Origin of the sequence: Spirosoma lacussanchae, assembly GCF_005870035.1 — a bacterium.
GTDB lineage: Bacteria > Bacteroidota > Bacteroidia > Cytophagales > Spirosomataceae > Spirosoma > Spirosoma lacussanchae.
Genome location: NZ_SWJG01000006.1, coordinates 138,827 through 162,564, shown reverse-complemented (window position 1 = coordinate 162,564; position 23,738 = coordinate 138,827). Strand labels below are relative to the sequence as shown.

At 56.8% G+C, this 23,738-nt stretch carries 18 protein-coding genes; 13 read left to right on the top strand and 5 right to left on the bottom strand.

The window, feature by feature from the left end; genetic code table 11:
- Positions 1-93: 93 nt before the first annotated feature.
- The gene (locus FBR45_RS20175) at positions 94-780 is read left to right on the top strand and encodes a TetR/AcrR family transcriptional regulator (RefSeq protein ID WP_138505665.1); all 687 of its coding nucleotides are present in this window, start codon (positions 94-96) and stop codon (positions 778-780) included.
- Here the strand turns inward: FBR45_RS20175 and FBR45_RS20170 are convergent.
- Positions 754-1,134, bottom strand: a complete 381-nt coding sequence (locus FBR45_RS20170) for a DUF1801 domain-containing protein (RefSeq protein ID WP_138505663.1) — start codon at positions 1,132-1,134, stop codon at positions 754-756. The genes FBR45_RS20175 and FBR45_RS20170 overlap by 27 nt on opposite strands.
- Positions 1,135-1,208: 74 nt before the next feature.
- On the opposite strand from FBR45_RS20170, the gene FBR45_RS20165 reads away from it, so the two are divergent.
- Positions 1,209-2,366 (top strand): efflux RND transporter periplasmic adaptor subunit, encoded by a 1,158-nt coding sequence (locus tag FBR45_RS20165; protein WP_138505660.1) that lies wholly within the window; start codon positions 1,209-1,211, stop codon positions 2,364-2,366.
- Positions 2,367-2,493: 127 nt separating this feature from the next.
- A complete protein-coding gene (locus tag FBR45_RS20160; protein ID WP_138505658.1) occupies positions 2,494-5,640 on the top strand; it encodes an efflux RND transporter permease subunit in 3,147 nt (1,048 codons plus the stop codon).
- A gap of 74 nt (positions 5,641-5,714) precedes the next feature.
- Here the strand turns inward: FBR45_RS20160 and FBR45_RS20155 are convergent, their stop codons facing one another.
- The gene (locus tag FBR45_RS20155; RefSeq protein ID WP_138505656.1) at positions 5,715-6,431 is read right to left on the bottom strand and encodes an SGNH/GDSL hydrolase family protein; all 717 of its coding nucleotides are present in this window, start codon (positions 6,429-6,431) and stop codon (positions 5,715-5,717) included.
- A gap of 173 nt (positions 6,432-6,604) precedes the next feature.
- Here FBR45_RS20155 and FBR45_RS20150 point away from each other — a divergent pair, with 173 nt between their 5' ends.
- Together FBR45_RS20150 and FBR45_RS20145 are read left to right on the top strand one after the other, a co-directional pair.
- Positions 6,605-7,207, top strand: a complete 603-nt coding sequence (locus FBR45_RS20150) for an RNA polymerase sigma factor (RefSeq protein WP_138505654.1) — start codon at positions 6,605-6,607, stop codon at positions 7,205-7,207.
- On the top strand, positions 7,204-8,880 hold the full coding sequence (locus tag FBR45_RS20145) for a hypothetical protein (protein WP_138505652.1): 1,677 nt from the start codon (positions 7,204-7,206) through the stop codon (positions 8,878-8,880). The genes FBR45_RS20150 and FBR45_RS20145 overlap by 4 nt, the downstream gene beginning before the upstream one ends.
- Before the next feature lie 88 nt (positions 8,881-8,968).
- On the opposite strand, the gene FBR45_RS20140 is transcribed toward FBR45_RS20145, so the two are convergent.
- From FBR45_RS20140 to FBR45_RS20130, 3 genes are all read right to left on the bottom strand, one after another.
- Complete coding sequence (locus FBR45_RS20140) at positions 8,969-10,291, bottom strand: PQQ-dependent sugar dehydrogenase (protein WP_138505650.1); 1,323 nt, start codon at positions 10,289-10,291, stop codon at positions 8,969-8,971.
- Positions 10,292-10,506: 215 nt separating this feature from the next.
- A complete protein-coding gene (locus tag FBR45_RS20135; RefSeq protein WP_138505648.1) occupies positions 10,507-10,947 on the bottom strand; it encodes a GNAT family N-acetyltransferase in 441 nt (146 codons plus the stop codon).
- Entirely contained in the window at positions 10,947-11,894 is a 948-nt protein-coding gene (locus tag FBR45_RS20130) for a threonine ammonia-lyase (protein ID WP_138505646.1), read from the bottom strand. Before FBR45_RS20130 ends, FBR45_RS20135 begins: the two co-directional genes overlap by 1 nt.
- Before the next feature lie 115 nt (positions 11,895-12,009).
- Between FBR45_RS20130 and FBR45_RS20125 the strand changes: the two genes are divergently transcribed.
- From FBR45_RS20125 to FBR45_RS20090, 8 genes are all read left to right on the top strand, one after another.
- Positions 12,010-12,951 (top strand): sugar phosphate isomerase/epimerase family protein, encoded by a 942-nt coding sequence (locus tag FBR45_RS20125; RefSeq protein ID WP_138505644.1) that lies wholly within the window; start codon positions 12,010-12,012, stop codon positions 12,949-12,951.
- A gap of 60 nt (positions 12,952-13,011) precedes the next feature.
- On the top strand, positions 13,012-14,610 hold the full coding sequence (locus FBR45_RS20120) for an aldehyde dehydrogenase (NADP(+)) (RefSeq protein WP_138505642.1): 1,599 nt from the start codon (positions 13,012-13,014) through the stop codon (positions 14,608-14,610).
- Positions 14,611-15,118: 508 nt separating this feature from the next.
- The gene (gene kduI / locus FBR45_RS20115; RefSeq protein WP_138505640.1) at positions 15,119-15,970 is read left to right on the top strand and encodes a 5-dehydro-4-deoxy-D-glucuronate isomerase; all 852 of its coding nucleotides are present in this window, start codon (positions 15,119-15,121) and stop codon (positions 15,968-15,970) included.
- Complete coding sequence (locus FBR45_RS20110; protein ID WP_138505638.1) at positions 15,967-17,160, top strand: glycoside hydrolase family 88 protein; 1,194 nt, start codon at positions 15,967-15,969, stop codon at positions 17,158-17,160. The genes kduI and FBR45_RS20110 overlap by 4 nt, the downstream gene beginning before the upstream one ends.
- 166 nt (positions 17,161-17,326) lie before the next feature.
- A complete protein-coding gene (locus FBR45_RS20105; protein WP_138505636.1) occupies positions 17,327-20,479 on the top strand; it encodes a SusC/RagA family TonB-linked outer membrane protein in 3,153 nt (1,050 codons plus the stop codon).
- Positions 20,480-20,487: 8 nt separating this feature from the next.
- Positions 20,488-22,218 (top strand): RagB/SusD family nutrient uptake outer membrane protein, encoded by a 1,731-nt coding sequence (locus FBR45_RS20100; protein ID WP_138505635.1) that lies wholly within the window; start codon positions 20,488-20,490, stop codon positions 22,216-22,218.
- Between the two features lie 67 nt (positions 22,219-22,285).
- Positions 22,286-22,681 (top strand): hypothetical protein, encoded by a 396-nt coding sequence (locus FBR45_RS20095; RefSeq protein WP_138505634.1) that lies wholly within the window; start codon positions 22,286-22,288, stop codon positions 22,679-22,681.
- Positions 22,682-22,687: 6 nt separating this feature from the next.
- Positions 22,688-23,683, top strand: coding sequence for a DUF4466 family protein (locus FBR45_RS20090; RefSeq protein WP_138505633.1), 996 nt, complete (start codon positions 22,688-22,690; stop codon positions 23,681-23,683).
- The last annotated feature ends 55 nt before the right edge of the window (positions 23,684-23,738 follow it).

Sequence of the window (23,738 nt, the reverse complement as noted above, 5' to 3'; positions counted from 1 at the left end):
TATTACTATCTATCTTGCAAACATAACTCTTCTCTAGGGTTATCTGCTTATTTTGCTTTAAATTTTAGTCCAGGTGGTTAAATAGCCGGATCAATGGAGTATTCAGTACATGTCCGCATGAATGAGCGGCTTTTCTTACGTGATCCGGAAGGATCTGATTTAGGTCGGCGGATTGTCCGGCAGGGTATTTTATTGTTCGACGAAATTGGCTTTGAAGATGCCACTTTCCGGAAGCTGGCCGATCGTATGGGCACCAAAGAAGCCAGTATCTATCGCTATTTCGAGAACAAACACCGACTGCTGGTTTACCTGGTTGCCTGGTACTGGCAGTGGCTCGACTTCCAGCTGGTTTTCCGGACCAACAACCTGGCCGACCCCCACGAAAAGCTAGAACGACTCCTGCATCTGCTGCTGCTGACCGATCTTGAAAACCCCCTTACCGACGACATCGACCTGCGGGCGCTGCACAATATCGTCATCTGCGAAGCCAGCAAGGCCTACCTGACCCGACACGTCACGGAAGATAACCGGCAGCAACTGTTCAAACCGTACAAAGACCTGGTCGGTCGTATTGCGGGTATCATTCTCGAACTCCGACCCGGCTACCCCTACGCCCGGTCGCGGGCCAGCTCGCTGATCGAGACCATTCACCACCAGGCTTTCTTTATGGAAAACCTACCCTCGCTCACCGATTTCGGCCAGCCTAAAGATCAAAGCAAACTGCTGGCGTTTGTGCGGCATCTGCTGTTTTCATCACTCGCCATGCCGATTCTCGATTAACAGCAGGGCTTCCTGTATATAGGTTCGTACAAGATCAGCCTCCGGGTCGTCAACGCCAGAGATTGGCAGCGACCTGACCTGCTTGCGGCCTGCGCTCGTGAGCATGCCCAACTCATCGGGCAGGTGGCGCCCAGCCATGAATGCCAGTTCGACACCGATACCGGGCGCCATGCCGCGTCGGCCACGTACCACATTCAGGTACATCACGTTCACCTGCCGAAACGTAAAGACGGGGATCTGCCAGGCTATCTTCTCGCGGATAGACGGGTCTGACGACATGATTATTTTCCGGAGCCAGCGTAAAATTCGCTGTAGATCGGCAGGCTGTTGATTGATATAATCATCTACGGTCATAGCTTTGTAGGTTAAGAAACAAAAACGCGCATTGTGCCGTTAAAATCAAGTTCCTCCCTGCAAAACGTTAGCCTGTGAAAAGATGGATTGCTATCGGCCTCGTCGTCCTGGTACTCGGCGGGATTATCGTGTATAACAAGGTATTACACCCGGCTCCCGGAGCCACGTCGGGGGGGCCAGGTGGTGGCGGAAAAGATGGCGGCAAAGGCGGCCCGGGCGGTCCCGGACGAGGCCCCACCCCCGCCGTAAATGGATTCATTGTTGTTGCCCAGAACCTGCGCGAAGATGTGGTATCGAGTGGATCGTTGCTCGCTGCCGAACAGGTAGACATCTACCCCGAACTGTCGGCCCGTATTACCCAGCTCAACATCCGCGAAGGTCAGCCCGTAGCCAAGGGTGCCTTACTGGTTAAATTGTTCGACGCAGACCTGCGTGCCCAGCTGCAGAAGCTACAGGCTCAGGCTGATAACGCCCGACGTACTGAAGAACGAAATAAGCAATTACTGGACCGGGGCGGCATTAGCCAGCAGGAGTACGACATCGTAACGACCAACCTACGGTCATCGCTGGCCGATATCGAACTGGTCAAAGCAAACCTGCAGCGGACCGAAATTCGCGCTCCTTTTTCGGGCGTAATCGGCCTTCGTAACGTCAGTCCCGGCGCGGTCGTTACGCCTAATACCCTTATTGCCCGTCTCCAGCAGGTATCATCGCTGAAACTTGACTTTTCAATTCCTGAAAAATATGGATCTGCTGTACGGGTTGGCAGCTCTATTTCGTTTTTAGTAGACGGAGCCAGACAACCCAGCCAGGGTATCGTATATGCCATTGAGCCCGGGGTGGAAGAACAAACCCGTAACCTGCGTATCCGGGCCAGAGTGAGCAACGGGTCGATGACATACCGGCCAGGAACGTTTGCCCGGGTTACCTTAACCATTCAAAACGAGAAAAGTCTGGTCGTACCAACGCAGGCCATTATCCCCCAGACGCGAACCAACCAGGTTGTGGTTGTGAAAGACGGGAAAGCCCAGTTTAAGGATGTCACGACCGGATTACGCACGGCCGGGGCCATCCAGATTCTGTCGGGTCTGTCGGCGGGCGATACGGTAGCCACAACCGGCTTGTTGTTTTTGAAGCAGGATACGCCGGTTAAAATCGGCCGCGTCATTACCCTGCCCAACATGAATTCGGCCAAAAGCGCCAGTACCGACCCGAAAGTAGCCACGCGGTAAACCAGCCGATGTTTCAGTACGGGGCAATCTGTTGCTAGCCTGAAACCTGACAGGCAGCCAAACCAGAACGTAACCCCATGGTACCCAATTCGAATCCAGAAGACCAAAACCATAATCTCAACCAACAATGAGTCTTCCTGAACTTAGTCTGAACCGGCCCGTTTTCGCCATGGTGATGTCGATCGTCATCGTGCTGTTCGGCATCATTGGCTTTACGTTTCTCGGCGTTCGGGAATATCCGGCCATTGACCCGCCCGTTATTTCGGTGCGGACCAACTACACCGGCGCCAATCCCGACATCATCGAGTCGCAGATTACCGAGCCGATCGAGAAGTCGCTGAACAGCATCGAAGGCATACGGACAATCTCGTCGAACTCCGCCCTGGGCGCCAGCACCATTACCGTCGAGTTCAACCTGGACGCCAATCTGGAGCAGGCCGCCAATGACGTACGCGACAAAGTGGCCCAGGCACAGCGGCAGCTCCCTCAGGATATCGATGCTCCCCCGGTCGTAACCAAGGCCGACGCCAACTCCGACCCGATTATTTTCATGACGGTGCAGAGCACAACGCGCAACCCGACGCAGCTGTCCGACTACGCCGAAAACGTACTCCAGGAGCGGCTTCAGACTATTCCCGGTGTAAGCCAGGCCAACATCTACGGTCTCAAGCGCCAGGCGATGCGGCTCTGGATCGACCCTATCAAACTGTCGGCCTACCGACTGACCACTCAGGATATACAGACCGCCCTGAACGCGCAGAACGTTGAGCTACCCAGCGGTAAAGTATATGGCAACAGCACCGAACTAACCGTAAAAGCAGTGGGACGCCTTGTCTCCGAAGATGATTTCAATAACCTCATCCTTCGGCAGACCAGCAACCAGATCATTCGCTTCAAAGACGTAGGTTACGCCACACTCGGGGCCGAGAACGAAGAAACCAGCTCGAAGCAGAACGGCGCTGTCGGAGTTATTCTCGTGTTGATTCCGCAGCCGGGGGCTAACTACGTCAGCATTGCGGATGAGTTTTACAAGCGGTTCGACCAGATCAAGAAAGACCTGCCCGACGACATTATCGTAAGTCTGGGTATCGACCGGTCCACGTTTATCCGGCGCGCCATCGAAGAAGTAGGCGAAACTCTCCTGATCTCGTTCGTCCTGGTCGTCCTGGTCATCTACTTCTTCTTCCGTGACTGGCTGATTGCGTTCCGTCCGCTGATCGACATACCGGTATCGCTGATCGGGGCTTTCTTCATCATGTACATGGCCGACTTCAGTATTAATGTACTGACGTTGCTGGCCATTGTACTGGCCACCGGTCTGGTGGTGGATGACGGTATCGTTGTTACGGAGAACATCTTCAAGAAGATTGAAGATGGTATGGAGACCAAGCAGGCCGCCAAAGAAGGGTCCAACGAGATCTTCTTCGCCGTACTGGCAACGTCGATTACGCTGGCCATTGTATTCCTGCCCATTATTTTCCTGGAAGGGTTCGTGGGTCGGCTTTTCCGCGAATTCGGCATTGTCGTAGCGGGCGCCGTTCTGATTTCGGCCTTCGTCTCGCTGACTCTCACCCCCGTTCTCAGTGTAAAACTGACCAGCAAGAATCACGGCAAGGGCTCCTGGTTTTACAAGAAAACAGAACCTTTCTTCCAGTGGCTCGATCAGTCGTACCGCAGCTCACTGACGACGTTTATGGGCAAGCGGGGCTGGGCTTTCGTCATGATTGGTGCCTGCCTGCTGCTCATATTCGGACTGGGCTCCCTCCTGAATTCAGAGCTGGCTCCGCTGGAAGACCGGAGCCGCACGCGGTTGTCGATTACCTCACCCGAGGGAACCAGTTTCGAGGCTCAGGCCAACACTACCGACCGGATTATGCAGTTCGTGCTGGATTCGGTCCCGGAAACAAAGCTGGCTTTTAGCGTGGTGGCTCCTGGTTTTTCGGGTGCCGGTGCCGTTAACAGCTCGTTTGTGATGGTAAACATGGTCGACCCTACCGAGCGGAAACGCTCCCAGCAGGAAATTGTCGATTTCCTCAACAAAGGAACCAAACGGTTTAGCGAGGCCCGCATCTTTGCTACCCAGGATCAGACGATTCAGGTAGGCCGGGGTGGCGGCTTACCGGTGCAGTTCGTTATTCAGAATCTAAACTTTGAAAAACTGCGCGAGAAGCTGCCCAAGTTCCTCGATGAGGTGCAGAAAGACCCAACGTTCCAGAACTCCGACGTCGATCTGAAGTTCAACAAACCCGAGCTAAACATTAGTATCGACCGCGAGAAGGCCACCAACCTGGGTGTATCCGTTCAGGATGTCGCTTCTACACTTCAGCTGGCGCTCAGTAACCGGCGTCTGGCCTACTTCCTCATGAATGGAAAGCAGTACCAGGTGATCGGACAGGTTGACCGCGCTGACCGCGACGCCCCGGTCGATCTGGCTTCGTTCTATGTTCGTACCAATCAGGGGGAGTTGATTCAGCTCGATAACCTCGTCCGGTTCCAGGAAGTCAGTAGCCCCCCGCAGGTGTACCACTACAACCGCTTTAAATCGGCGACCGTGTCGGCCGGCCTTGCCCCCGGCAAAACCGTTGGTGATGGCGTAGCAGCCATGCAGGCCATTGCGGCCCGCACCCTCGACGAGAGCTTCCAGACGGCCCTGTCAGGCCCTTCGCGCGATTATGCCGAAAGCTCTTCCAACACCCTTTTCGCCTTTGCCCTCGCGCTGGTACTGGTGTATCTGGTACTGGCTGCCCAGTTCGACTCGTTCGTCGATCCGTTTATCATCATGATCACCGTGCCGCTGGCGCTGGCCGGAGCCGTGTTCTCCCTCTGGATGTTTAACCAGACGCTGAATATCTTCAGCCAGATTGGGATCATTATGCTGGTGGGTCTGGTTACCAAGAACGGTATCCTGATCGTTGAGTTCGCGAACGAACAGCGACTAGTCGGCAAAAACAAGTTTGAGGCTGCCACAGAATCAGCGGCCATGCGTCTTCGCCCTATTCTGATGACAACCCTCGTAGCTGCGTTTGGCGCCTTACCGCTTGCGCTGGCGCTCGGCTCCGCATCCAAAAGCCGGGTGCCGCTCGGGATCGTTATTGTGGGTGGTCTGTTGTTCTCGCTGGTGCTGACCCTCTATGTCGTACCGGTTATTTATACCTATCTCTCACGCCGAAAAGACGGAGCGGGTGCCGACGGCGAAAAGCGGCCGCTGCCCCAGCCCGAAGGTCGCCCAACGGGCGATACGACGAAGCCGGAAGAAATGACCGTACGTCTCTAATACCTTCTTTCTGTACAGACAACGGCGCCGGACTCCACAGTCCGGCGCCGTTGCTTGTATACCTGTTTACCTAATCACTGTTTATTACGCCGAAACGTCTGGATGGTAACGATAGCCGGGGCCGACTGGTAAAAATCGAACAGGGCCTGGCCCAGCAGTTCGTGGCTGACCGCGTTCAGGTGTTCCGGGTCATCGGTCAGGAAGTATTCCTCTCCTGTTCCTAAAACCTGACTTGTATCAAACAGGCTGAACGCAGCCCGGCTGGCCTGTTCAACCATCCGGTATCGTAGCCGCTGGCGCCCCCAGTTAACAAGCCCCTTCTGGTGCGGAAAAGGCGTCAGTAAAACAACCGTATGCCGGTAAGGCTTCAGCAACGCCAGCAACCTGGAAAGACCCGTCGGTCTGCGACGTAACCAATTCAGCCCGTCGGACAGCAGGTTACTGCCCACTGTCCGAAGCTCACTCTTCCAGCGCGACCGCTTTTGGGAAGCAGGCGGGTATAAGGTTGGCAGACAGGAGGTCGCCGGCCCCGCTTCACTCGGCTCGTCGACAACGGCCCGGCGCATCGATTCGTCGAGCTGGAGTATGATCAGGTCATACCGACCGAGTGGCAGTTGGCTCAGTGCATTCAGCAGTCTGGGCATGGTAAGATGCGCGTAGGCCTCCACCGATATAGAGTCGCCTTTACCCAAGCGCCCCATCAACCGAATAAACTGGTTTACGTAGCTGAGCTGTCCCGAACGCAGTCCGTAGCCGTAGGTGTGTTCATCACCAATCACCAACACATTCATTAGCGCACAATAACAAAGTAAGTAATTTCGTTACCCGCCCGTACGTAATCAGCGGATAAAACGTGGCATCCGGTTAAAAAAAAGACAAAAATCCAGTGCGGTGCAACGCTTCGCCGACCAGGTGCGTATTGCTGATGATATCCCCCTTGCGTCCACGATAACCTGGTTTGACTTTGTTCTTCAGAAAATCGTCCTCGTTCTCCGATAATGACCTGCTGAGCGTCATTCGGGCCTGTCGCGCCAAAGATCCACGGGCGCAGCGGACGCTCTTTAAACAGTTCTTCGGCTACGCCAAAAGTATCTGCCTGCGCTACACCTCCAGTACGGAAGAAGCTGAAGATGTGCTGAATGAAGGCTTTCTGAAGGCCTTTCAACACCTCGATAATTTCGACGAGACGCTGCCCTTCAAAGCCTGGCTTCGTACAATCATGGTCAATACGGCCATCAGCCATTACCGCAAAAATCAGCGTTTTGACCAGCATGCATCCCTCGAAACCAGCGAACAGGTAGCCTTCGACGACGATGTGGTCGATCAGATGGCAGCCGACGAGATTCTGGCCCTGGTTCAACAACTAACCCCTACCCACCGAACCGTGTTTATGATGCACGTAGTAGATGGATATAGCCTGCACGAAATAGCCGGCATACTGAACCAGAATGAAGCTACGGTGCGCTCCAATTTTGCCCGCGCCCGGTACAAACTGCAGGACATGATCCGGCAGGCTTATCCATTCCATGAAAAAAACAATCCGCAGGCTCCTTATACGATCTCATGAGAACTGACCGATTCACCGAACTGATCCGGCGAAAACTGGAAAGTATTCGTCCGGAGTTTCAAGATAAAGACTGGCAGCGCATGCAGGCATCGCTGCAGCAGGCCGGATTGTCGGACCCGGACGGTTCCGGCACCGTTCAGCCCCTGCATGGTGCGGGCTGGTATGCCCGTCCCTGGCTGGTAGCCGCGGCCAGCATCAGCTCCATCGTATTACTGGCCCTGAGTGTCTGGCAACATGCTGAAATCAATCAGCTTCGGCAGGCGGTTTCGCAACTGCGCCAATCGCCATCATCCACTGTCCGGCAACCGCAACCCGGCTCGGGCCTGCCTGTAGATAAACTAGCGGCTCCCCCTACTGCATCGCAATCCCAGTCGGCCCACCCCACTGTATCGAAAAATGAGTCTGCCCTCACATCAATTCCCTCCCGGATCGACACCGTATACATTACCCGTTACGTACCGGTGCCAGCCCAGCCAGGTACCGAACTGCCCGCCAGCCGAAGCCAGGCGGGTACGGAGCGGTATACCGGCACCGACCGATCGCGGCCCCAATCGACGCCTTCGCTGCCCCCCGAGTCACCGTCTGCTAACCCGCTTACCCGGCAGGAGATAGCCGGCCACCAGCCGACCCAGTCAACCAACGACCAATCTAACCTACCCTCGTATGACCCAACGTCTACACGTACCCTATTGACCACCAAACGTAAAAACCGGCAGGATCACGATTCGGCCCGTCCGTCGGCAAACTCGTCGTCGCCAGTCCGAAACCCTATTTCTTCAGCCGACGGCTCCGAAGGCAGCCGGACCGACCTAGCGGGCGCGACCGGGGTGGCGCCTACAAACGCAGCTGAACCAGGCGGGTCATTAGCCACGGCCCAGCCGGCCGCAGAGAATCCGGCGGCTCCCGTCGAGACCGCCTACCAGCCGGTTAACACCCGCCCCTTTGCGCTGAAACCGGTCGACTGGAACGGGCTCCTCAGCCGTCGGCTCAAACGCACGCGTTCGGCCGTAACCCAGCCAGCGGCACCGGCAGTGGCTCAGGCGCCGGAGAGCCAGCACATCGATCCGATAGCAGTCAACGTTCGGCTGGGTGTGGGGATGGATCTTCAGCCGCAACTCTTCAGTCTGGGGGCCGTGTCGGAGTTTGTTTTCGCCAATCGCTGGACCCTGAGCCTTGGTCTGGCGCAGTCTACCTACAAAGTAGGTTCTTATGCCAACGATGAGGATTTCAAGTACCGGACGCGCCGTAACTTCCGGTACGAGTACGCGCCCCCGCCGGGTTTTGACCCTAAACGTGAGATCTATAGCATCAGTCTGAAAACCACCCGGTATCAGATTCCGCTACAAATTGGCTATAGGGTGCCGCTGAACCAGCACCTATCGCTGACCCCTGCGCTGGGTACCTATCTGAATCTGACGAGTACAGCTCATGTCTCGTTTAGTTATCCGAAACCCATGTTTGGGGGCTACAATGGCTTCGAGTCCGTGGAGTTCACCAAAAAATTACCCGTCGATCTGATCAGTTCCTACACAGCCAGCGCCACCGTCGAATGGCAGCAGGGCCACTGGGTAGCGCAGGGGGGGCTGTTGTTAACCAAACCACTGCAGGCTACGATGAACTGGGCCAGCGAACCCTCCTTCGGCGCGCGGCTCCGCCTGTTCTATCAGCTTTGACATACCCCACAAACAGACCGGCCTGCCGACATACTTACTGTCGGCAGGCCGGTCTGTTTGCCTGATGAGCCAGTAGATGAGCCAGTACCTACTGGCCGGCAGCTACCCGCCAGATGCGGCCGGCGGCATCGTCGGCAACGAGCATCGACCCATCGGGTAGTACACTAACCCCAACCGGACGGCCATAGACATCTTTGTCTTTACCAGCTACGAAACCCGTCAGAAAATCTTCGGGCTTACCTGGCTTCCCATTTTCGAAGGGAACGAACACAACCTTGTAACCCGAAAACTCCGAGCGGTTCCAGGAGCCATGCTGCCCAATGAAAGCGCCGTTGTGATAGCGTTCCGGGAAGGCTTTCTGGTCATAGAATGCCAGTCCCAGCGAAGCGGTGTGCGAGCCCAGTGGTACATCGGGAACAACCGTTTTTTCAACGAGGTCGGGCCGTTCGCCTTTCCGGCGGGGATCTTCGTTAGCGCCAAAGTAGCTGTAGGGCCAGCCGTAGAAAGCACCGGCTTTTACGCTTGTCAGGTAATCAGGCACCAGATCGTCGCCCAGTTCGTCGCGCTCGTTGACAGCCGTAAACAGCACCGGACTACCGTTACCCGGCTGCCAGTCCATACCAACCGGGTTCCGCAGTCCGCTGGCGTAGATACGCTCTCCTGAACCATCCGGGTTGATCTCCAGAATATTAGCCCGCCGAACTTCATGCTCCATGCCGTTTTCGCCTACGTTACTACCCGATCCGACGGATATGTAAATCTTCTTGCCATCGGGGCTGGCCAGCAGATTGCGCGTCCAGTGGTTGTTATAACCGCCGGCGGGTAGCTCCAGTATTTTTTTGCCCTGACCGGTCAGGGTAGTTTGGCCGGTCTTGTAGGGGAACATCAGCAGCCCATCGGTATTGGCTACGTAGAATTTATCGCCCAGCACCAGCATACCAAAAGGCTGGTTAAGACCCGTCACAAAGGCCTGACGAAGGTCTGGCTTGCCATCTTTATTGGTATCGCGCAGAATCGTGATTCGGTTGGGGCTTTCTCCACCGGGCTCGGACTTGTTTTTCCCCGAAACGGCGTTTACAACTTTTGTTTTGATTCCCTTGCGCTCGGTTTTCGACTCGGCAACAAAGATGTCGCCGTTGGGAGCTACATAGATCCAGCGCGGACTGTCGAAATCCCGGGCATATTCGGATACGGTGAAGCCAGCGGGGGCTTTGGGCATCTGGCCTTCCGACCAGCCAACCACATTGCTGAAATGAGCCGCTGATTTGGTGGCATAGGGCGCCGGAAGTTTCAGGTCCGTGCTGGCTGTGGACACCGTATCGGCTCCGGCAGCCGCATTTTCTTCTTTTTTCTGACCACAGGCCAGCAGAGCCGAGGCTAACCCCAGCATCAAAATGGGTGTTGTTTTCATTGTTGAGCAAGACGTATTAACGGATGACGAGCCAGGTGACAGCATAGTATCAACTAACCTGAGCCCGCAGGCGATCAGTTACCGGCATGTCTGCTACCCGACTCATTCTACAATAACCATTAATACAGCGGCCCGGTTACGGATTCTGTATTTTTACCCGCACTTTAGGCCGGGCATCCCAGACTACCCGGCCGATAACCCACCCGGTTCCGGTTTTAGAGGTTGAGCGACGGGTACAGCGACAGCGAAAACTTGTTGTACGGAATTGCCCCCTTGTAAAAACCTTCGCCGTATGGTTCCATACCAAAACGCTGGTAAAAATCGGCCGCGTCGAGTCGCGCGTCGCACCAGAGGGTTTCTGCTCCCAGGCGCCGGGCTTCGGCGATGACGTGGTTCATCAGCTGGGTGCCAATTCCCTGCCGCTGGCGGTCGGGCCGGGTTGCAAATTTGCGGAACCGGGCCCGAACGGGACCGCCCTCGCCGGGTTCGATAAACAACGAAATAACCGCGACCAGCTCATCGGCCAGAAAGGCCCCGTAATGGTAGCCGTCAGCATCGTTATCGATCTGAACGTACTCGACGGGTTTGTCGGGCCAGAGTACTTCGTGGCGAAGCGGGTAGGTCTGCTCGTAGGTTATGGGCTGAATTGTAAGCATCAGAAAGGCAGTTTACCCAGATCTACATTACCACCGGTCAGGATGATGCCAATTTTCTGGCCCGCAAACCGATCGGGGTGTTTTAGCACGACTGCCAGCGGCACCGCACACGAGGGCTCGATGATGATTTTCATCCGCTCCCAGACCAGCCGCATTGCCGCCACGATCTCCGCATCAGACACGGTCAGAATCTCCGATACATGCGCACGTATAATAGATAGCGTCTGCTCGCTCAGGCTGGTCAGCAACCCATCGGCAATGGTATCGATAAACGGAGCCTTCTCGACCTTTCCGGACTGAAACGACAGCACCGCATCGGCAGCGCCCGCCGGCTCTCCTGCCACAACGCGGCTGCCCGGAGACAGGTAATGCGTGGTCAGGGCCGTGCCGCTCAGCAACCCGCCCCCGCCCACCGGCGCCATAATCACTTGAAACGGAGTGATCTGCCCCGCATCTTCGATCAGTTCTTTGGCCGCCGTGGCCTGCCCGGCAATAACCCGATCGTCGTCGAACGGATGCACCAGTACGGCACCAGTACGGGCTATAATATCCCGAACGCCCTGCTCGCGGGCATCGAGCGTTGGCTCGCACTCGATCACCTCGGCGCCATAGCCCCGGACTGCGTCTTTTTTGACCTGCGGAGCGCTACGCGGCATCACGATGTAGGCAGGCAGACCGACCTGTCGGGCCGCATAGGCAACAGCCTGGGCATGGTTGCCCGACGAATGAGTGGTGATGGCGGTGCCTTCGCGGTTCTGAGCTACCTGAAGCACCGCGTTTGTGCCCCCACGCGCCTTGAAAGCACCTATTTTCTGAAAGTTCTCGCACTTGAAATACAGGTCGGCGCCGGCCCGTTCATTAATGGTCCGGTTGGTCAGTACCGGCGTGCGGTGAATATAAGGTCTGATGCGGTCGTGGGCCTCGGCAATCGTCTCGAAGGAAAGCATAGATGGGTATATTGTTCGTAGTTTGACGTTTGAAGTTTGTAGTTTAGCGGCCGAACCTGGTCCTGTAAACTACGAACTACAGACTTCAAACGCTAATCTCCAAACCTGGCCCGTTATGACTACCAATCGCCGTCAATTTATTCAGCAAGCCGCCGGATTCGCAGCCGGAATAGCTTTTCTGCCCGAACTCGTTGCTGGCCCTATGAAGAAAAAGATGTTCTTCGAGATCTCGCTGGCCGAGTGGTCGCTGCATAAAACCCTATTCGCCAAGAAAATTACCAACCTCGATTTTCCGGCTATTGCCCGTAAAGAATTCGATATCAGTATCGTTGAGTACGTTAACCAGTTCTTTAAAGACAAAGCGCAGGACAAAACGTATCTCAACGATCTGCTGACGCGCTGCAAAGACAACGGTGTCAGCAACCACCTCATCATGATCGACGGTGAGGGTGGACTGGGCGATCTCGATGCCACGAAGCGGCAAACGGCGGTCGACAACCACAAAAAATGGGTCGAATGCGCCAAATACCTCGGCTGTAAGACCATCCGGGTCAACGCCCACGGCATTGGATCGGCGGCCGATGTGATGAAGAGCGCGGTCGATGGACTGGGTAAGCTGGGCGAGTTTGCCAAAACCATGAACATCAACGTCATTGTCGAGAATCACGGCGGCCACTCCTCTAACGGCGACTGGCTGACCACCGTTATGAAGCAGGTCAACATGAAAAACGTCGGTACGCTGCCCGATTTTGGCAATTTCTGCCTGCGCCGGGCCGATAACGGCACCGAATGGGGGGGTGCCTGTGTTGAAGAGTATGACCGCTACAAAGGAACCAAAGAGATGATGCCGTTTGCAAAAGGCGTATCGGCCAAGACCCACGACTTCGATGCCCAGGGTAACGACACTCTGGTCGATTTTGCCCGGATGATGAAGATCGTCAAAGACAGCGGTTTCCGGGGTATTGTGGGTATTGAGTACGAAGGGTCAACCCTCGACGAGTACGAAGGCATCCGCAAATCCAAAGCCCTGCTGGAGCGCGTCGGACCACTGGCCTGATCATATTGAATGACCGGTAGCCCAGCCAGCCGGTTCACCCGAATCAGATACAACCAATCCATGATAGCTCAACCGCTTACCACTAACCTCATTGGCCACGAATCCGTCATTGGCGAAGGGGATTCATTCCAGGCCTATGCCCCGGCCCAGGGCGACCTCTTACCAGACGCATTCACAAACGTGACCGCTGAGCAGGCCGACATCGCCGTTCAGAAAGCACAGGCCGCTTTTGCGCCCTACCAGAAACTCAGTCCGCAGCAGCGGGCCGATTTCCTCGACGCCATCGCAGCCGAAATCGAAAACCTGGGCGATGTCCTGATTGAACGGGCAGTACTGGAAAGCGGCCTGCCCACCGGCCGGATTGCAGGCGAGCGCGGCCGTACCACCGGCCAGCTCCGGCTTTTCGCCAACCTGCTTCGGGAAGGCTCCTGGGTCGACGCCCGCATCAATCCGGCTCTTCCCGACCGGCAACCCCTTCCCCGGCCCGACCTGCGCCGGATGCTGGTGCCGCTCGGACCGGTGGTTGTATTTGGCGCGAGTAATTTCCCGCTGGCGTTCTCGGTGGCCGGGGGCGATACCGCATCGGCCCTGGCGGCTGGCTGTCCGGTTGTCTGCAAAGCCCACCCGTCACATCCGGGTACCTCCTCTATGGTGGGCGCGGCTATTGCGCTGGCGGCTCAGAAAACCGGTATGCCCGACGGGGTGTTCTCGCTGCTCCATGCCGACAACGAAGTAGCCCAGCGCCTGGTTGCTCATCCTGCCCTAAAAGCCGTTGGCTTCACCGGGTCGCGCCGGGGCGGTCTAGCACTCCTGCGGGTAGCTCAGGAGCGCCCCGAACCCATTCCGGTCTATGCCGAAATGAGCGCGGTCAACCCGCTGATCGTTCTGCCGGGCTCCATTGCTGAGGATCCTGCGAAGGTAGCAGCCGGGCTGGCAGCCTCCGTTACCCTGGGCGTTGGTCAGTTTTGCACCAATCCGGGTCTGGTCTTTATGCTCGACGGCGGGGAGAGCCTGACCAACGCGTTTCTGGAAACCGTAGCCGACAAAATACGGGCTACCGCGCCCGCAACCATGCTCAACGCCGGTATTCAGCAGGCCTATCAGAAAGGGGTTCAGCAAATTCGGGTCTTGCCCGGCGTTCACCTGCTGGCCGAAGCGGAAACGGATGCCGATGAGAGCCGCACCGAAGGCCGGCCTACGGTACTGACCACAACCGCTCCCCTGTTCATGTCGAATACGGACCTGAGCCACGAGATTTTCGGGCCCAGCTCGCTGGTAGTTATCTGCCGGACCGAAGATGAACTGGCCGACTGCATCGATTCGCTGGAAGGGCAGCTGACAGCAACCCTCTACGCTACGCCCGACGAGTTACAGCAATCGGCGTACGACTGGATTGGCCGGTTACAGGCGAAGGCGGGTCGGGTGCTGTTTGGTGGATTCCCCACCGGCGTAGAGGTCTGCGAGGCCATGACGCACGGCGGCCCCTTTCCGGCCACCAGCGACAGTCGTACAACGTCGGTGGGCACCGCGGCCATTCTGCGCTGGGTCCGTCCGGTCTCGTACCAGAGTTTCCCGGATGCGCTCCTGCCGCCCGCCTTACAAAACGGCAATCCGCTCGGCATCTGGCGGAATGTCGATGGCGTCTTGACCAAGGATTAGTCGTCTCTGGTCTGCATTCACGGCAGACTGGCCCATACCTTCTTGCCCCCAAAGCCGCATCGCCTGTCTACCCAACCAGACAGGCGATGCGGCTTTTTCTTGTCTGCACCCGAATAGTACTAAATTTATATGGTATACATCCACAGCCGCTGTTGTACCAAAAAGTTAGTTTTCTATACTCCGTTCAGCCTGTACCCGTAAAGTGTAATGTTTTCAAAAAATAATTCTTCCCGCAAACGTTTGCGGCAACGTTTGCGGGAAGAATCTTTGATTTCTGCCTGCGTCGTCTATTGACAAGCTTACCTCAAGCGTATAATTTCCTTGAAAAAGCTAAATGATCTATGCTGTCAAACTTTCTTTTTCGTTAGAGACGACCACCCTTCATCCAGGCTCATTTATCACTTTCCCAATATAACGCAGTTACTACCGACCTAATCAAACCTCTTGTGAAGAGATCATTCCAGTCCGTATCTATTCCAGCTACTCGTAAACACCTACTCGTTTTCGCATGATAACAGACACTACCGTAATGCCCATTCTCCACGCAGTTGGCCTTGGTGAGATGCAACATTTCACCACGGAGAAATTGCGCGACCATTTTCTGGTCGAAACTCTGTTCGAGCCCGACAGCATCCAGACGGTGTATACCCACTACGATCGGGTGATCGTTGGTGGCGTACTACCGATCTACGATTCGATCGAGCTTCCTCCCTACGACAATCTTAAAACCTCGTTTTTCCTGGAGCGTCGCGAACTGGGCATCATCAACGTAGGAGGCCCCGGCTCGGTCACGGTCGACGGTACTACCTATACCCTGACGGCGCTCGATGCGTTGTACGTGGGTCAGGGAAGCCGGTCGGTAACGTTCCAGAGCTTTGATGCCGGTGAGCCGGCCCGTTTTTTTCTGATGTCGGCCCCGGCCCACTACGCCCACCCGACGGCTAAACTAGCCAAAGAAGACGCCAGCCCCACCCGGCTCGGGGCCCGGGAAACGGCCAACGAACGGACCATCTACAAATACATCCATGCCGCCGGACTGGCTAGCTGCCAGCTTGTTATGGGTCTTACCGTCCTGGAGCCAGGCAGTGTCTGGAACACGATGCCGGCGCACGTACACGACCGGCGCATGGAGGCCTACTGCTATTTCGATCTGCACCCCGACCATCGCGTCTTTCACCTCATGGGTCCGCCCGACCAGACCCGTCATCTCGTTGTGGCCAACCACCAGGCCATTATCTCTCCACCCTGGTCCATCCACTCGGGTTGCGGTACCTCTTCCTATTCCTTTATTTGGGGTATGGCCGGTGAAAACAAAGACTTTGCCGACATGGACTTCTCACCTATTTCAGCACTCCGATGATCAAACGTTCTATTTCTATACTTAGCCTGGTTTTACTGACCCGACTGGCGCCGGCCCAAACGCCCATCGACGTTAAAGGCGCGTTTGCCTTCGCGGCTCAGCAATACGAAGGCATGTTGCAGTCGCATCCCGACACGACTAAGTTTCCGCAGTCGACCAACCCCGACGGTAGCCCGCGCGATATGAAATCGAGCTGGTGGTGCAGCGGTTTCTTTGGCGGATCGCTCTGGTACCTGTTTGAGCAGACCGGCGACCCGAAGTGGAAAGAAGCAGCCCACAAATGGACCATGGCTGTTGCCAAAGAGCAGCACAATACCGGCACCCACGATCTGGGCTTCATGCTCTACTGCCCCTTCGGAAATGGGTACCGACTCACCAAAAACCCGCAGTACCGCACCATCATGCTGACGGGTGCGCAGTCGCTCTCGACCCGGTTCCGCCCCGATTATGGGGTTATTAAATCGTGGAACAGCTTCAAGGATAAGGCTGGCGAGAAGTACGACTACCCCGTTATCATCGATAACATGATGAACCTGGAGTTTCTGTTCTGGGCCGCTCGTGAATCGGGCGATAAACGGCTTCGGGATCTCAGCGTTACCCACGCGAACCAGACCCTGAAGAATCACTTCCGGCCCGATGCCAGCAGCTACCACGTCATCTGCTACGGCGACGGTGGCAAGGTGCTGGCCCGCCGAACCCACCAGGGTTACGCCGACGAGTCGGCCTGGGCACGGGGCCAGGCCTGGGCGCTGTACGGCTACACGACCATGTACCGCGAAACTAAAGACAAAACATACCTACAGCAGGCCCAGCGCATTGCCGACTTTTTTCTGAACCACCCCAACCTGCCCGCCGATAAAATTCCGTACTGGGACTTCAACGCACCGGGTATTCCGAACGAAGAGCGCGACGCATCGGCAGGCGCTATTGCGTCCTCGGCCCTGCTGGAGCTAAGCACCTACGGCGGCCCCTCGGCCAAAAAATACTACCAGTCGGCCGTGCAGATGCTGGAAAGCCTGTCGGGTCCTACCTACCGGGCGAAAGTGGGCGAGAACAACCATTTTATCCTGAAGCACAGTGTGGGCCACAAACCCGGCAAAAGCGAGATCGATGTGCCGCTGGTTTACGCCGACTACTACTACCTGGAAGCACTGCTCCGCTACGATGCGCTGCGCAAAAAACGCAGCTAACCCCGCCAGACACGAATCGATACTCATTCAGTAGGCCGTTATAAGCAGGTGTCTGCCCGTTTCTGCAGGTTGGCACCCGCTTATAAAGGGCTTATCCCAGTGGCTTACTCCTGATTAGATTAATCACCCCATTACCTGTAAACCAATTAACCTGTGATTCCTGCTCATGTATAAACCTCTATCTATTCACGTCATACGGCCGATGATGCACGGCTGGCTCGCCGTAGCGCTGGCCACCGGAGCCGCCCTTGGGCAGGCCGTGACGCCGGGAAGCGGGCAAACGCCTGCCACCCGCCCCGTAGGCTCGTACCGGTTCAGCGGTCGGGTGCTCGACGAAAAAGGAACCGGCCTGCCCGGTGCGACGGTGGTGTTGAAAAACGACGCCAAGACGGGAACGACTTCTGACGCCGATGGTAAATTCACGATCAACGTCCCTACCGGTGGCGGTACACTCGTGGTGTCGGCCATCGGGTACCTCCCCAAAGAGGTAGCCATCACCAGCGAAACCACCCTCGATGTGGCCATGGCGCCCGACATCAAGACCCTGAACGAAGTAGTTGTTGTTGGGTACGGCACCCAGAAGAAAGAGAACTTGACCGGGGCCGTTGCGGCCATCACCATCGATGAAAAAATCGCAAGCCGGTCGCTGGCCAACGTATCGTCGGGTCTTTCGGGACTGATTCCGGGCCTGGCCGTTCAGCAGTCGACGGGGCAGGCGGGTCGTAGCGGAGCCGCGCTGGTGATCCGGGGACTGGGTACGGTCAACAACGCCGGTCCGCTGATTGTTGTCGACGGCATTCCCGATGTTGACATCAACCGGATCGACATGAACGACGTGGCCAGTATTTCGGTACTGAAAGACGCGGCTTCGGCCTCGGTCTACGGCTCGCGGGCGGCCAACGGCGTTGTGCTGATCACGACCAAAAACGGCTCGCAGAACAAGAAAGCGCAGATCAGCTACACGGGCACCTACGGTCTGTCGCAGCCTACCAATTTCTATACCTACTTCGACGACTACGCCCGGTCGCTGACCATGCACCTGCGGGCGTCCGGCGCCGGGGCCTCCTCGACGACCTATCGCTACGGTACGGTAGAAGACTGGCTGTCGAAGAGCATGGTCGATCCGATCAAATACCCCAGCACCAACTGGTGGGATGTTATTCTGCGCGATAACGGCCGGATTCAGACCCACAACCTGTCGGCCTCGGGCGGTACCGACCGGGCTAACTTCTACCTGTCGGCGGGTCTTTTCGATGAACTGGGGGTGCTGATCAACCACAACTACCGCCGGTACAACACCCGTTTCAACCTCGACTACAAAGTCCGCGACAACATCAAAGTCGGTATCCGGATGGATGGTCAGTGGTCCAAGCAGGAATACGCCAACCAGGAAGGATTTATCTCCTACAACGGAACGGCCGGTTATGACATCCGGTACGCGGTGGCGGGTATACTGCCGAAGAACCCGAACACCGGCCAGTATGGTGGTATCATGGCGTATGGCGAAGATGCCTTTGCCCGGAATATGCTCTCGCAGTTTGAGGTGAACCACAACCAGAACGACCGGCAGGAGCTGAACGCCAACCTCTATGGCGAGTGGAACCCCATTGAGGGACTGACCGTGCGGGGCGACTACGGCCTGCGGTACTACAACCAGTTCGTGAAAAGTTATTCCGACCCCACCGACGAGTATAATTTCCAGACGGGGCTGATTGCGCGGAACCTGGTAGCCCCCAGCGCTGGTATCAGCAATTCCGTCAACTCCGGCTACAAAACCCTGCTGCAGGGTCGGGTGACTTACAACAAAACCCTGTTCGGCAACCACCAGCTCAGCCTGCTGGGCGCCTATACGGAAGAATACTGGTTCAACCGTAATATGTTCGCCAGCCGCCAGGACCGGATCAACCCGCTGCTGAGCGAGATCGACGCAGCCCTGACCACGACCCAGGCCGCCGGTGGCAACTCCGATGCCGAAGGGCTGCGTTCGGGCATTGGCCGGGTCAACTATGTTGTCAACGATCGGTATCTGTTCGAAATCAACGCCCGTTACGATGGTTCCAGCAAGTTTCTGCCGGGTTTCCAGTACGGCTTCTTCCCATCGGCATCGGCCGGATGGCGCTTTTCGGAAGAGCCGTTTTTCAAGCGGTTCTCCAACTTCCTTTCGTCGGGTAAAATACGGGCCTCGATCGGTAAGCTCGGCAACAACTCGGGCGTGGGCCGGTACGAGCAGCGCGACATCTTCAACCTGACCAACTACATCCTGAACGGCAAAATCGTTAAGGGTTTCAGCTCGGCCAAGATCATCAACGAAGATTTCTCCTGGGAAGAAACGAACGTGACCAACCTGGGACTCGACCTGGTTTTCTTCGGCGGACGGCTGTCGAGCGAAATCGACTTTTACCAGAAGCTCACCACCGGCATGATCCGTCCTTCGTCGCTGTCGACGTTCCTGTCGGGGTACTCAGCGCCCCGTGTCAACATCGGCGAACTGCGCAACCGCGGTCTGGAGGTGAACCTGACCTACCGCGCCAAAGTCCGCGATGCCAACGTAGGCGCCAACCTGAACCTGGCGTTCAACCGCAACAAGCTGCTCCAGTGGAACGAGTTTCTGGGCAAGGGCTTTACGTACCTGAACATGCCCTACCACTTTGCCTACAGCCGCGTCGCTACGGGTATTGCCCAGAGCTGGGAAGACATCGCCAACGCACCCTACCAGGGCCAGTACTTCTCGCCGGGCGATATCCTGTACAAAGACCTTAACGGCGACGGCCAGGTCAACGACGAAGACCGTTTAGCACAGCCGCAGTTCAACCGCGACCAGCCCATCGGCACCTACGGGCTTAACCTGTTCGGCAACTGGCGCGGTTTCGACGTCAGCGTACTCTGGCAGGCCGCAACGGGTCGGAAAGACTTCTGGCTCGAGCCGTTCAACAACGTCAACGTACCTTCTACACGCAACGCCTTCCAGGATTTCCACTGGTACGACACCTGGAATCTGGACAACCGTTCGGCCTCGCTGCCGCGTCTGGTCAGCGGCTCGGGGGGTAACAACCAGGCCGAATCGACGTTCTGGCTGGATAGTTTCAGCTACCTGCGGCTGAAAAACATCCAGGCTGGTTACAACATTCCGGCCAAGGTAACGAGCCGCTTCGGCGTAAGCCGGCTGCGGATCTACGCCACGGCCGAGAACCTGCTGACCTTCACCAAATACCGGGGTGTCGATCCCGAGAAGAGTACCAGCGTAGCCGGCGTCGACAATCAGGACGATCCGTTCCCGCTGCTGCGCTCGTTTTCGTTCGGTCTGAACCTTAACCTGTAGTCTCTCTCATGAAACGACTTACCAAACTATATTGTCTGCTAGGCGTAGCCCTGATGACGGCGGCCTCCTGTACGGAAGATCTGCTCGATCAGGTACCCACCACGCAGCTGTCGTCTGACCTGTTCTGGAAAACAGCCGACGACGCCGTCTTTGCCGTTAATGGTGTCTATGATGCCAACCGGACTACCTTCGACCGTGATTATTACTTCGATGGTGCCGGTGAATTTGTTCATACCCGCGGTACGAGCAATAACCAGGGTTCGTTTAGCCCCGGCGGGATAGGGTCGAGTGGTAACTTCGGCTTTCTGTGGAGCGACTGCTTCCGGGCCATTAACCGGGCCAACTACGTGCTGGCCAACATCGGCACCCTGCGGGCAACCTTACAGTCGCCCACGGACCAGGCCCTGATGAACCGGCTTACGGGTGAGGTACGCTTCATTCGGGCGCTGAACTATTTCCGGCTGATCGATCTCTGGGGCGATGTGCCGTATTTCACGAAGCGACTCGACGGCAACGCCGAAGCTTATACCCTCACGCGCACCCCGCGGGCGGTGGTGAAAGATTCGATCCTGGCCGACCTGACCTATGCGGCTTCGGTACTGCCCGAAACCTACACCGGCGATAACCAGGGACGGGCCTCGCAGCGGGCGGCTCTGGCCTTCAGCGGCAAAGTCAATCTGTACTGGGCCTGCTGGATGAAAAACGCGGGCAACACCGCCGAAGCTCAGAAGCATTATACAGCGGCAGCGGCCGAGTTCAAAAAAATTATCGACAAGAATATTCCGTTGTTCCGGAATGGCGAACCCGGCCCGATCGATAACCCCAACTACTGGCACCTGTTCCAGTATTTCAACGAATACGATCCCGAGATTCTCTTCTCGGTTCAATTCGGCGGGCCACTGCTGGGCCAGGGCGAAGAGCTGATGCGCGACTTCGGCACCCGCAACACCGGCAACGCCCAGTGCTGGGTAGCACCCACCTACCGACTGGCCAACCGGTATCAGCTGGTGAGTACCGGCGACTTTGCCCCCCCGCTGGTACTAAGCCGTAACACGACGCTGGTTAATAGCGCTACAAACCCCCGATCCTACATTGGCCGCGATTACCGGATGCGGGCTACCATGCTGTGGGACGAGCAAAAAATGGTTCGACTCTCGACCGACGGCCTCAACGCGCTCGACAGCATACCGTTCCGCTTCGGCAGCCGCGACGGGGTTACGTACATCAACTACGACGGCGCCCCGGCCGGGTATATCTTCCGGAAGTGGGTACGCCAGACGGGTGGTATCGGCCGCAGCGACGGCCCGCAGGACATCTACCTCATGCGCCTGCCCGACGTGTGGCTGATGTATGCCGAAGCGGTTAACGAGATCAACGGCGGTCCAACGCCCGAGCTCTTTACCCTGCTCAACCGCATTCGTCGCCGGGGAAATCTGCCCGCGCTGAACCAGGCTAAGTTTGCTACCCAGGCCGAATTCTTCAAAGCCATCGAACAGGAGCGCATCGTTGAACTGGTAGGCGAAGGCCACCGCTTCTTCGACATCCGCCGGTGGAAAAAAGCCGAAGAAATATGGCCGATGCCAGCCGGACAGGTCCTCTTCGATAGCCAGGGTACTCGTATCCGCGATGAATTCGTGAATGCCGACCTGCGGGCTTATCAGCGGTATTACATCTTCCAGATCCCGACCAACGAAATTGAAGTAAACCCCAACATTATTCAGAACGAACCCTGGCTGTAAGCACTGAGGTTGCCCGCGTCTTCATCTGACCTGGCAACCCGGCTTTGGCCCATAAATACCCTGTTCGATGAACCAGTCTTTGTTTTCCAAACTCCTCTGTCTGCTGGCTATTACGGGCCTGCTTTCCTGCGGCAACGATCCCATTGATGATACCGGTCTGCTGATTACCGGCCGGTCGCAGTGCTACGTTACGTTTTTCGACCTGCTCGGCTCCGACCACCGGACGGTGCTGGTCAGCGGCCAGACCAAGATCGACACGACGGCGCTGACCGTTACGGCTGTAGCGCGGTTCGGCACCAACATGCAGCGCGTCAAACCGTATTGCAGCGTCGTGACCGATGCCATCGTAGAACCCACTATGGGGATCTGGACGGACTTCCGCCAGCCGCAGAAGTATACCGTCGTGTCGGGCAACCGGCAGGTACGCAAAACCTATACCGTAACGGTCACCCTTCAACAATAACTGCCCATGCGCCACTATCTATTTCCGCTGATCCCGGTTGTTGCTGCCTTACTGACAGTTGGCTGCCAGCCTAGTGTAAGCCCGGACGAAGGGCCCCTACGAAACGACCTGCTCAAAAAAACGACGGGCCCTGCCGTGGTAGGCGATCGGATCGAGTTTGCCTACGCCATCGGCACCCTCGAAGGTGACCTTAAAAACGTTCGGGCCGAAGCGACTCTGCCCGGCGGCACGGGCACCGGTTTCGACCGGTTTTCCTGGTACACCAACCGCAGCACCGGCGTCGATGAACCGCTGGCGACAGCGGGTGATACCTCGACTAAAGGGCCGGTATCGACCGCCAACATCCTGGACGTAGCCACCAATAAAGCCATCACCCTGCGGTACTATTACTACCCCACGGCAGCCTCGCAGGGGAAAGATGTATCGTTCCGATTCAGCGTCACCTCCTCCACCGGCAAGGAAGTCAGCATCCAGTCGCCGACCTACCGCATCAGCCGCATGGACATGAAACGGTCTATCGTGCTGGCCGACGGGGCCAAAGCCTACATCTCGCTGGCCGATATGACTGCGTACACCAAAGCCGAAGTCGAGCAGAACAATCTGGCCAGCAAAATCGACCTGGTCTACATCTACCGGCCAACCCTCGGCGCGGGCAACTACGCGTTCGGTCATGCGCTGGTAGCGCCCTCGAACGCCGATTACCTGAAGGATGTTGTCCTGCCAACGGGACTGGCTAAACCCCGTACGGCCATCGACAAGCGGGTCGACGTGAAGGATGCCCAGCTGCGGGGCACCGCCGGCTTCGACGTCTATATCGACGATATCGATCTGGAGCGAACTACTTTCACCAACGTGGCTGACTACGCCTATGGCATGGCTGCGGATCAGGGAGCCTTCGTCAAAACGGCTGACGGCGCTTATGCGGCCTATGTCTACGTAAACGCGGTTAACAACACCGCCAAAACCATGACGGTGAGCATCAAGCGGCTCAAGCTGAATTAACCGAATAGAAACCAGTAAGGTCTACGGGGCCTTACTGGTTTTCCTTTGCTCCCCT